Annotated in this window: 9 protein-coding genes and 1 pseudogene; 5 read left to right on the top strand and 5 right to left on the bottom strand. The window is 60.3% G+C overall.

Features of this window, described 5'->3' with window-relative positions:
- Positions 1-192: hypothetical protein (locus tag BGO16_RS03705; RefSeq protein ID WP_292617253.1), on the bottom strand; the 192-nt coding region annotated here is incomplete at its 3' end.
- A gap of 37 nt (positions 193-229) precedes the next feature.
- On the opposite strand from BGO16_RS03705, the gene BGO16_RS03710 reads away from it, so the two are divergent.
- The 4 genes and pseudogenes from BGO16_RS03710 (at position 230) to BGO16_RS03725 (ending at position 4,284) form a co-directional block, all read left to right on the top strand.
- Positions 230-1,249: a hypothetical protein gene (locus tag BGO16_RS03710; protein ID WP_292617254.1), complete on the top strand. Its 1,020-nt coding sequence runs from the start codon at positions 230-232 to the stop codon at positions 1,247-1,249.
- Between the two features lie 116 nt (positions 1,250-1,365).
- Positions 1,366-2,181, top strand: a complete 816-nt coding sequence (locus tag BGO16_RS03715; protein ID WP_292617255.1) for an AAA family ATPase — start codon at positions 1,366-1,368, stop codon at positions 2,179-2,181.
- Positions 2,171-2,560 carry a hypothetical protein gene (locus BGO16_RS03720; protein WP_292617256.1) on the top strand — a complete coding sequence of 130 codons (390 nt, stop codon included), beginning with the start codon at positions 2,171-2,173 and terminating at the stop codon, positions 2,558-2,560. The genes BGO16_RS03715 and BGO16_RS03720 overlap by 11 nt, the downstream gene beginning before the upstream one ends.
- Positions 2,561-2,858: 298 nt before the next feature.
- A pseudogene (locus BGO16_RS03725) lies at positions 2,859-4,284 on the top strand (type IV secretion system DNA-binding domain-containing protein).
- A 557-nt stretch (positions 4,285-4,841) separates the two neighbouring features.
- On the opposite strand, the gene BGO16_RS03730 reads toward BGO16_RS03725, so the two are convergent.
- The 4 genes from BGO16_RS03730 to BGO16_RS03745 form a co-directional block, all read right to left on the bottom strand.
- Positions 4,842-6,431 (bottom strand): hypothetical protein, encoded by a 1,590-nt coding sequence (locus BGO16_RS03730; RefSeq protein ID WP_292617257.1) that lies wholly within the window; start codon positions 6,429-6,431, stop codon positions 4,842-4,844.
- Positions 6,432-7,083: 652 nt separating this feature from the next.
- Positions 7,084-7,407, bottom strand: coding sequence for a hypothetical protein (locus tag BGO16_RS03735; protein WP_292617258.1), 324 nt, complete (start codon positions 7,405-7,407; stop codon positions 7,084-7,086).
- Between the two features lie 330 nt (positions 7,408-7,737).
- Positions 7,738-8,409, bottom strand: coding sequence for a DNA methyltransferase (locus tag BGO16_RS03740; RefSeq protein ID WP_292617259.1), 672 nt, complete (start codon positions 8,407-8,409; stop codon positions 7,738-7,740).
- Positions 8,410-8,434: 25 nt separating this feature from the next.
- Positions 8,435-8,788: a hypothetical protein gene (locus BGO16_RS03745; protein ID WP_292617260.1), complete on the bottom strand. Its 354-nt coding sequence runs from the start codon at positions 8,786-8,788 to the stop codon at positions 8,435-8,437.
- Positions 8,789-8,829: 41 nt separating this feature from the next.
- Between BGO16_RS03745 and mobF the strand changes: the two genes are divergently transcribed.
- On the top strand, positions 8,830-10,592 hold a 1,763-nt coding region (mobF, locus tag BGO16_RS03750; protein ID WP_292617261.1), incomplete at its 3' end, for a MobF family relaxase.

Below are 10,592 nucleotides of genomic sequence, written 5' to 3' on the forward strand. Positions count from 1 at the left end.
CGCTAGCTTGATCCGTTCAAGGCGCCGCGTCGGCGGCCGATGACAGTAGAAAACCAGCATGGCGAAACACGCGCCGACTTCGGACCGGGAACGGAACAGGCTGCGCAAGCAGTACCTTGAGAACGGGCCTTTCCCCGACCTCATCGACTTCAGCCGCCCCATCGTCGTGGTGAGCGGGGATGCCATACGCAAGGGAAAGACCGGTTATCCGCCGCAAGTTGCGCCGGAGATGAAGGCAGCCGCCGGCTGGCCGGTCCGGCATCTGCAAGCGATGATTGTCGAAAGCCTCGACGATCCGCTCCCGATCCAGGCGACGCCCGAGGAACGGAAGCGGTTCGACCAGGGCGAGCCGCTGCTGGTTCGCGCGAATGTTGTCGGCATGCGGCCTCAGCGGCCAAGCGGCGGGCAGGTTGACGACGATATCGAGACCCGGATCAAGAACGCGTTCGCCGTGAATGTCTTCGTGCTGTTCGAGCGGCTTCGGCATCTTGTGCCGCTGCGTGACGGAAAGAACCGCTGCAACTGGGCGGATCGAGACTCAGCAAAGCAGTTCATCTTCGACAACGAGCTGCTGCCGCTTCCCTGGCCCGAGCACGATCATTGCAAAACCGGGAAGCGCCGGTTCCGGGCCATCGACACGGCCTGGCGCAATGGCCAGCGTCAAAAACACCTGCAATGCCTTTATCCAAGCGGCAAGGCGTTGCGGCGGGAGATCGCAACCTGGGCGGAGGGATTTCGCGGCAAACGCAAGGATGTGATCGCGGAGGAAATCCGCTTTCAGAAGACGCAGTTCGTCGCGCTCAACATGTGCCGCGAGCGGGCCAGGGAGTTTCGCCGTATCGAGTACGCAATCAGCGAGAGCATCCGGCAGGAGCCGGACGGCGACGGGTTTCTCGATACGAAACTGGTAGAGGTGGCGGCAGGTTTTAATCACCCGATCGACGCTGGAGCGGTGTTCCCGGCCGTTTATGCCGGGGATTTCGATCCAAGGCTGATGTTCCATCGGTTGGCAAGTCTGAAGAGCTTCGGATTCGTCCGGGACATCGGGCGGATCGCCCGCGGGCAGTCCACCCCATTGTCTCCCGCGCAATTCCTCGAACGGATCGAAGGCGGCCGGCAACATCTTGAAGAGAAGCCCGAGCTATTCAGCGAACGTACTCATCCTGAGTTGATGAGCGGGCGAGAATTCCTGTTGCATGCATACGCGATACTTGAAGGTCAGTGTGCAGTAGCCCGAAGCAAGACCTGACGACGTTAAAGTCGCGTGCAGTATTTTTTCCGGGAGACACTCAGAATCCATCCCGCCTCTTCGATTCTGTGACTTCTTCCTTCATCCCACGATTGAATGGGACGAAGGAAGCCGTCATGACAGAGATCGACAAGAGGCATCCGGCCATCATTGTCGCCAACGAAAAGGGCGGGGTCGGCAAATCGACGCTGGCGCTGGCCATTGCCGACAAGCTCGTGATCGCGGGGCATTCCCCGGTCGTTATCCAGATCGATCGGCAAAAGCGCCTGTCGGCCGCGCTCGGCCAGAGCGTGATCACCGTGGCGTCCGATCCGAAGGCGGCGCGAATCGACCCCGGCAAGGAACTGGCGCGGTTCAGCCCGGTGCTGGACGCCGCCGAGCGGGCGGCCGCGTCGGCGCCGATCGTCATCGACATCGGCGCGGGCGAGGTCGGCCGGTTCTCCGAATGGGCCGCCCTGGTCGATCTCGACGAAGAACTTGGCGAATTCGGCTTCGACCCGGTGGTGTTCGTGCCGTTCACGGCGGAAGCGGAGGCCATAAGGCAGGCGCATTGGACGATCGAACGCCTGACGACGGCAATTCCTCGCGCGGAAATCATCCTTGCCGAGAACCAGCGCGATGGCCGCATCGCCGATCTCCATCCGGCTTCCGCCGCCTGGCAGGAGTGGACCGACAAGCTCAAGCCCGCAGCGGAGAGACATATACACATTATTATGGGCGCCATTCCGGGCGGCTCATGGCGGTATTTCGAGGCGGCAGGCTCCCGCTTCATCGATGTCGTGGATCTGGAAACGCAGGCCGCCATGCGCTTGAGCGGCCTGCCGCGTGCTGAAGCCAAGATCGCACGCGGCGACGTCGCCCAGTGGCTGGTGGCGCTGTTCGACGAACTCGACCGTGTCCTCAAGACCAGGGAGGCGGCGAATGAGGCGTGAGAACTTCAGAGCGGCGGCCTCGCGCGCCATCGATGAGGGCAGTCGTGAGCGGCAGGCGAGCGCACAGCGGTTGGCCTCGCAATTCGAGAAGGGTGCGGACGAATTCGACCTGGGATCGCTGGAACGTCTCGGTGAAGAGGGCCTTGCGGCGTTCCTGTCGAGTCTCGGCAATCAGAATCCGTTTCCGAACTGGCGGGAGGCAGGGTCCATCTCGCACGCCCAACCGTCGTCTTCCGTTTTGTCGGCCGGGAGTGATTACGGCTGGGCGGATTGGCGAAGCCGCGAACCCAGATGGCTCATCCGTGCTGTCGTGGGTGGATCGGCCGCAGGTTTTGCGTTCACCGCAATCGGCTCGATCGTTCTCAGGCTCATGGAGTAACCGGACAATGTCGAGCATCAAGGTCAAGAAATCTCCCGGCCCGGCACTTGTGGCAGCGCTACTCGCCGCAAGCGGCGTCATGATCGTCAGTTTCTTCATCATCGGCCTTGTCGTCCCGTTTCAGGATCCGGACATCACGCCGGGCTATTTCTGGAGGACAGTCTGGGATCAAGGCTTCCTCCGATACTGTGGGCCACGGTTGCAGGCCTTCGATCTCGATTGCCGTACCGCGAACTTTCGGGCCTGGCTCGCCTGGCCGCCGTTCCATCTCCGGCTCTGCCTCTTTCTTGGCGGCGCGATGATCGCGGCCATTCTTGCGGCGATCTGGAGCTGGAAGCATACCTCGCCGAAAGAGACGGTGCGCACGATCCGGGGACCATGGCCGATATTCGGGGCTGACGGGCGGGCCTCGCCGCGCAAGGCCATTGCCGTGACCGGAACGCCGCAGCCGGATTCGCTTTGGCTGACACCTCACGTACAACTCACGTCTGTGACGGAAGCCGCCAACATTCTCGTCATCGGCGACCAGGGTTCGGGCAAGAGCGCCGTGATCCGTGGCTGGGCGGAGCAGATCCTGGCGCGTGGCGAGCGATCGATCATTCACGACGCCAAGGGCGACGTTCTCGCCTGCGCGCCGATCGACAGGATACTTCTGGTGGCCCCTCACGACGCGAGAGGATGGAATTGGGACATCGGCCGCGACGTGACCAATGCGCAAGGCGCGCGAGGTCGCGGAAAAGCTGGTGCCCTCTGGCTCGGAACAGGAATCGATGTGGTCCAATGGCGCCAAGGCCATCCTGGCGGGAGCCATCGAGGCGTTGCAGCGCGCGCGCAAGACCGATTGGGGATGGGCCGATCTGTTTCAGTTCGTGTTCAAAAGTCCGAAGGAACTCCGCACCGCCCTTGAAGCCGCGCATGCACCGAGCGCCCATCTGATTGAACTCGACGACGATGGCGCGGCCAACAGAACCACGCTGAGCTTGATGCTGACGTTATGGGTCGCGGCGCTGACGACGATCCGCCCGCTTGCGCAAGCGGAAGCATCCAACAAGGAGCGCCGCTTCAGTGTTCGCGACTGGCTTTCCGAACAGTCCGCTCTGCCACGAACGATCATTCTGCAGCACAACGCGGAATATCCCCTTCTCTCGACCGCCATCGGCGGCCTGCTGGTCGATGTCGTCTGCGGCAAGTTGCTGAGCCCGGCCGCGCCGAAACGGGATCGTCCGTGGTTACACCTGATCCTGGATGAACTTCCCGTCCTCGGCCGGCTCGAACAGTTCCCCAAACTGCTCAATGTCGGTCGGGAAAAGGGAGCCGCCGCGATCGTCGCCACCCAGGACTGGGAGCAGGTTCTGAAACTCTACCAGCGGCACGACGCGGCAACGCTCGAAGCGCGCTTCAAGATCAAGGTCGTTTGCCGGTTGGGGATTTCCGAAACACGCGAACGGGTCGTCGGCAAATATGCCGGGCGCCGCACCATCGAGACATGGGTCGTTGCCAACAAGGGCAAGCCCGATAAGGTCCGTCACGAGCGCGAAATCGACGTGATCGAGCCGAATTATCTCGACGATGAACTTGGCGTGCGCATCGTCGATGGCTTTATTGTCGTTCGTGTCGTGATTTTCGGTCTCGGCAATCCTGTCATCGTTGAAATGCCATTCACGCAATGGCGCAAGCGGCGCGAAGCTTATACTGCCGCCGCCTGGGTCAGGGCTATCGGTTAAGAATGGCGGGGAAGGAAGACCTCGGCAATGCGGCTCCTTTTTCAGTTCCAGAGTCGGTAATGTCCGTCCGGAGGGCGACATGACGATATCATCCTTCGACGTCTATTTCCCGGTCGAGCATAGCCCGGCAAGCCGTTTGTGTAGTCTTGTTCGCCAGTATGGAGGTGAGGTGTTCTGACCGGAGGTCGCTGACTGTGAAATGGATACCAGGGTGCCTCGTCACGCGTTACGGCCATCCTGAGCGCGTCCGGGGAATATGACCGGCAACGTGCAGGATCGATGCGGGCGGGTGCTGTACCGGCTAGAACGAGTTCAGCGAAATTCAATAATCGAGAATTGCTAGATCTGTTTCAAAAACATTAGGTGGGTAATCCTGTCACCGTGCTGCGTGGTGCTCTTGCTACACCGCGACCTACGCAAACAGCGCTTTCCTCATTACGAATCCGGCCACAGATCAGATAATTTATCGTGGACGAATCTTTCACAACGACAGCGCCAAGAAGCCTTCGCCGCCTGAACTCCAGAACCTCGTCGCGGAATAGATCTTTCATCCGTGGCTAATTGCCGAACATCCTTTGCTGCCACGCGAAGAACGCGGTCCATGCATCATCTTTCACGGTCATCAGAAAATGGCCCGAGTTGATGATCGCTTGATCCGTATGGGACTGCCAGGATCGCGGCAGATCGTCTGGTTTTGATAGTGGATCAGATTTCCCGAACGCAACGAACGTCGGTGTCCCAGGCCGTCGCGCTTCGTAGATTGAACTCAGACGGCTATTGAACAGGCGACGCTCGGCGTCGGTAGAGACGCCGAGCGTCGCCTTTTCGAAGTGTCTTTGATGGCGCGAGTTCACCTTCGGAATTACCCCCTCCGAAATCTTTGCACTCCATTCCTCAGGATTTCTTAGTTTGAGGAGAGGCGCGATTAGAAATAAATCGTGCGGAAGATCGATACGTGCGCTTGTCACGGCCGCGGGAATACCGCCAAGGCTCTCGCCATGGATGATAATTCTGCGGCCTGTATGGTGAGCCTGAAGATAGGCGACAGTCCGTTCCGCATCAGCCTCGATTGCATCCAGTCGATGCTGCGGCTCGCGGCCTGATACTGCTGTCCCCGAGCCCAGGTTACCGCTGTAAACCACCGCCAGCACATCCCAGCCTGAAGCAAGATAGTGCCGCGCCGTCGGCATTACGCTGAGGTCGTCGATCAGCGTCATCGGTCCTCCGGAGAACACGACCGCCAAGCCCGCAGAATCTGGCTGCGTCGCCAGGATGCCGAACAGCGGCCGTTCCTCCGAACCCAAAACCAGGGTTTCGACAGACGCGCTATAGGCTAGTCTGCCATTTTGGCCGCAGTCGTGATTGATCTCTGCACCACCAACGATCAAGCCGATTTTCCGCTTGGCGCCAACATCCTTGAGAATGTAAGCGAGCGTCCCTGTCTCATCGGCTGCCGCACTACGAATGTAATAGCGGGGGTCCGCTGCTCTCCGGAGCGCAATTTTTCGTTCCAACTCGGCCTTGCCCTGCACTCGCTCCGCGAGATCGATCCGATCGCGAGAAAAGCGGCCAAGCAGCGTTCCATCGCGTGCAGAGGTGATCGCCCGCGAGAATGGCGCCACGGCAGGGAGGGGCGTTTCGGATAATGGATCCACGAGAACACCGACATCGGTCAACACCGGCCGCCGACCGCCGTGATCGAGCAACGCCAAAGAGGCTGCCGGTACTTCAGGAGCGATCAGTCTGGTTGAATGGCGCTTACCGTCGGCCAGCACCCCCAGATCAAGCGACACTCCATTCTCCACCAATGCACCGATCGACCCGTGTGCATCTATGAAAACGCCGATGGGGAAATCGGTTGCTGGCATTCCGCGCAGCGCGGCTCGCCGTTTTGCCTCAACTTCCTCGATCAACGGCGCTACGCGCCGATGGCTGGTCGCACCGCTGAACACGACTGTTTGGGCTATTTCGGCATCAAGCGCCGCGCGCTCGCCGACCTCGGCCGTTGCCTTTAAAGTGTCCTCACCGAAGTCGATCCGCACGAGGTTGGTCAAGTTCTCGACGGCAAAGAGCGAACTGTCGCCGGAACTCCATGTGAGCGCGCGCATACCATCCAGGCCCAACAGTCCGACAGCACAGCCGGTCATGTCCGATCTCCGTCTGGCGCAGGCGAGGTCTACGATTGCGAGATCAAGCCCAGACGAAACCCGTGAGGTCTGTCGCACGGCGTCGCGACTGAACACGGCAAACCTGCCTCCTGACGAGAGGTCAGTGCGGTCGAATTCGCACAACTTGTCATAGCCCGCGAGGTAAGGCGGAAAGGTCGGGGTAGGTGAACGAGAAGAAGCGGGAGGAGCGAACCTTTTGATATGTTCTAGGCCGAACCAGGCCGATGCGAATATCGATAACAGGCAAACTGCTATCACAGCGACGCCCGCTCGATAGTATCGACCGTTGAAATGCACCATAGCTAATCATCCGAGCGGATCAATCGCCAGCGGGTAGCTTCGTTACCCCACACAACCGTTCGTATCCAACTCCTCATCGCTTGAGCACCGTCTTGTCTGCCATCGCGTCCAGGCGGCTGGGCTAACAGCAGCCCGGATGAAGCCGTTGCCGCGACTGCCTCGCGACCCGCAAAACCTCGGAGGATATTGGCGAAGTACCTCAATATAAGATTACTTAGGAAATTCCGCATTGCGGTCCGCCTATCGTTTGAGACATCGTCAATAGCCGTCGCTGCCGGTAGTCACGTCTAGCGACGATGCTGCTTGAATCACAACTGTAGCAGGGAGGTGACTATTGTATCGGGGACACCTTGACTTCAATCTTGCAGCCAGGTTCCCCAAAAGTATAGACCATCGCCGCCTGATCAAACTCAGCAAGTTTTCTCTTGTCACCGCCCGTAAAATTCTCGAACCCGACTCGAACTGTGCCGTCGTCAAGGCTGATGTTTAGCTTGACGTTCTGACAGTTCTCGTTGGGCTGGTACAGTCGAAGGCTGTGCGGTGCAAATCCCTCGGCAATTGATTGAGATTTGGTGGTGTTCTGTGCGCTCGCTGTGGAAGCGAAAGCAATTAGACCGCTTAGCGGCAACAAAACCCAGGTTCCCAGTCTATTCATGAAGCCTCTCCCGCGGCAAGCAACACCATGATCGCGCCGATCTACCCTGCGATCCCAAGCACAATAACAACGCTTAACGTCAGGTACGATGCAGATAATGAGGGGGAGGCGACAGCGAAGATCACATTCGATGCAACGAGGTAATCGGAGCTTCTTAGTCGCATTTTATACAAAAGCAGGAGCGCTTATTTTAACGGCACAGCGCTGACGGAGATTAGACGATTCTCCGCGGCGCCGAATATTAACTTGGCGAGCGGGAGCCGGATGGCATCTGGAATGCGGCTTCGGGCGATCTCGATGTGATGCGCCCCGGCTTTCTGAAAGGGCGGCTCACGCTGCCGCCCGGTGATGTTGCGGAGACGCCAGCCGCTTGCTGGCCGTGCGATAGTGGCTGTTATCCAGCTCAACGCCGATCCAGTCGCGCCGGAGTTGCCGCGCGGCAACCAGTGTCGATCCGCTGCCGCAGAACGGGTCCAGCACAAGATCGCCCGGCTTCGTGAAAGCCTCGATGAGCGGCGTCAGGGCTTCGATGGGCTTCTGTGTCGGGTGAAGGCGGTTGCCCGTATAGGGAAAGTCCAGCACGTCGGGGATGGGCCGTTCGGGCCGGGCAGGATTTCCCTTCGCCAGCAAGTAAGCCTGTTCGTGTTCGTAGCGAAGGAAGCGCGCCGCCGACGCATAGCGCTTGCGGAAAACGAGATGGCCGACAACGCGGAAGCCTGCGGCCTTCCATGCGTCCATGAATAAATCCACTTTATTCCAGCCATAGAACGAAACGGCAAAGCCGCCGTCTTTCAGAACGCGGTGCATCTGATTGAAGGCGGGGCGGAGCCAGCGACCGTTGTCATCGTTAGCGACGGTGCGGCCTGCGCGATCACGGAAGCGGGTCACATAAGGCGGATCAGTCAGAATGAAGTCCACCGATCCCCTGTCGAAAGAGCGCATCGCCTGGATGCAATCGGCATTGAAGATCACATTGCGGGGGGCGTTTACATTGCTGGTCATGTCTCTATTCTTTCGGGTTTGGGGTTCAGAGCGAAGCGCCGCTCCTGAACCCTTGCCCGTCGGCGAGACCGGGGAAGCAAGGTGCCAGAAAAGTCTTCGGCACCGTGGAATAAATGGAGGGGACCCGTTTACGGGAAGGAAGCCGTTTATGCTGCGAGAGGCCGGAGAGTTTTCTTGTGCCGCGCGAGGGCGGAGCCATTAGCCTGACCACCGGAAGAAGCATCTTGCGGATGCCGGCAAACAAATTGATCTGCCAAGGAAACGATAGCTCTTCTTGATCGCACTTTAATAGAGGGAGCATGGCTGCTTCCTTGCGGGCGGCTCTCCATCGCTTCGCTATTTCTTCCCGCATTTTTGGATTCTGAGTGAAAGGCGCCAATAAGAGAGTCAGAATCCAACTCTCTCGCCTGAAAAGACTGCATGCCGATGGTCTCGATTTTGGAGATCATCGCCGTGGTTGCAACGTGGAACGTGGCGGCGTCCAGTGCTTATTATGTGCGTGGCGCCGAATATTATCTTAGCGCGCGGGAGCCGGATGGCGTCTGGTATGCGCCATCGGGCGATCTCGGCCGGCGTGATGCGACGACGGTCCAGCCAAAGGAGTTCGCACGCCTCTATGAAGGGCTCGACGAGAACGGGCAATCGCTTATCACCAATGCGGGCGGAAAGGCGGATCAGCGCGTTCCTGCTTTCGACCTGACATTCTCCGCGCCGCGTTCGGTGTCGCTGGCGTGGGCTTTCGCAGATGAGGATCTGCGGCGCGATCTTGAAACGGCTCAGGCGCGCGCCGTCCGCTCCGCCCTTGCGACGATCGAGAAGGAAGCCATCTTCGCGCGCCGCGGCAAGGACGGTATGCGAGTCGAGAGGGTCGCGCTGACGGCTGCCATGTTCCACCATGGCGAAAGCCGTCCGGCCGAACATGCCGATGGCCGGATATTCGGTGATCCGAACCTTCATACCCACGCGGTCGTGCTCAATCTGGCGACGCGGGCGGACGGCACGATCGGAGCGCTGCATTCGACCGTGCTGCGCGACTGGAAGATGACGGCGGGCGCCGTCTATCACGCCGCGCTTGCAAAGGAGATGACCGATCTCGGCCTCGACATCGACCGTGTCGGGAAGAACGGCACGTTCGAACTGGCCGGCATCAGTGACAAGGCCATCACCTATTTCTCCGCGCGCCGGCACGAGATCGAAAAGGAGCTGGCGGAAGCGGGCACCACCAGCGGCTCATCCGCAGTACTTGCTGCCACTGTGGCCAGAACGACGCGCCACGCCAAAGAGCGGGATGCAGACCGTGCAACGGTCTGGCATGAGGCGGCGCAGTCGGCTGGTCTTGACGGCGATATCCGTGCGGCAATTCAGCACCGGTTAGCGAGGGAGCATGTTGGTTCGACTGCCGAGCGCGTTTTCGCCGAACGGCTGGCGGCGCTGCCGGCGGAACTGACCGAGCATGAAAGCGTCGTCGACCGGCGAGATCTGGTTCGATCGGTCCATGCGGCAAGTGTCGGTCTTGAGATGCCGCTGTCGCGTCTTGACCGGGAGGTCGATCAACTCGTCACCTCCGGCACTTTTGTGGAGATCGGCCGCGACGCCATCGGCCAGGCGCGCTACTCGACGCCGGAAATGATCAAGATCAAGCGCAATCTGGTGGCGACGGCCTCAAGGCTGGCCGAGCAGCACGGGGCCGGGATCGATCCCTCCGACATCAAGACGCGAAGCGCCGCACACGGCTTGAGCGCCGAACAGACCTTCGCCGCCGAAGCCGCAACCGGACCGAACGCCATCGTCGTCATCGAAGGGGCTCCGGGCTCGGGCAAGACCACGACGCTCGCGCCGATCGTCGACGCCTGGCAGGCGAGCGGGCACCGCGTTATCGGCACGGCGACCGCATGGCGTGTCGCCCGTGCGCTCCGGCAGGACCTGAACATCGAAGCGCGGGCTACCGCGTCGTGGGTCGATCGCCTCAGAAAAGGCGAGCGTTTTCTTGACGACAAGTCGGTTCTCATCGTCGATGAAGCCGGCCTGCTGTCTTCTCGGGAGATGCATGTTCTGCTGACGGAAGTCGAGCGCGCGCAGGCCAGGGTGATCCTGGTCGGCGACCGCCGGCAATTGCAGGCGATCGGCGCGGGTCCGGGTCTCGATCTCGTGGTCCGCAGCGTCGAGGCCACCCGCGTTGACAC

This window comes from Nitrobacter sp. 62-23 (assembly GCF_001897285.1).
Taxonomy (GTDB): domain Bacteria; phylum Pseudomonadota; class Alphaproteobacteria; order Rhizobiales; family Xanthobacteraceae; genus Nitrobacter.

Excerpts from the sequence above, each read along its gene's own strand:
- BGO16_RS03710 (WP_292617254.1), top strand. The coding sequence starts at position 230 with ATGAAGGCAGCCGCCGGCTGGCCGGTCCGGCATCTGCAAGCGATGATT.
- BGO16_RS03715 (WP_292617255.1), top strand. The coding sequence starts at position 1,366 with ATGACAGAGATCGACAAGAGGCATCCGGCCATCATTGTCGCCAACGAA.
- BGO16_RS03720 (WP_292617256.1), top strand. The coding sequence starts at position 2,171 with ATGAGGCGTGAGAACTTCAGAGCGGCGGCCTCGCGCGCCATCGATGAG.
- BGO16_RS03730 (WP_292617257.1), bottom strand. The coding sequence starts at position 6,431 with ATGACCGGCTGTGCTGTCGGACTGTTGGGCCTGGATGGTATGCGCGCG.
- BGO16_RS03735 (WP_292617258.1), bottom strand. The coding sequence starts at position 7,407 with ATGAATAGACTGGGAACCTGGGTTTTGTTGCCGCTAAGCGGTCTAATT.
- BGO16_RS03740 (WP_292617259.1), bottom strand. The coding sequence starts at position 8,409 with ATGACCAGCAATGTAAACGCCCCCCGCAATGTGATCTTCAATGCCGAT.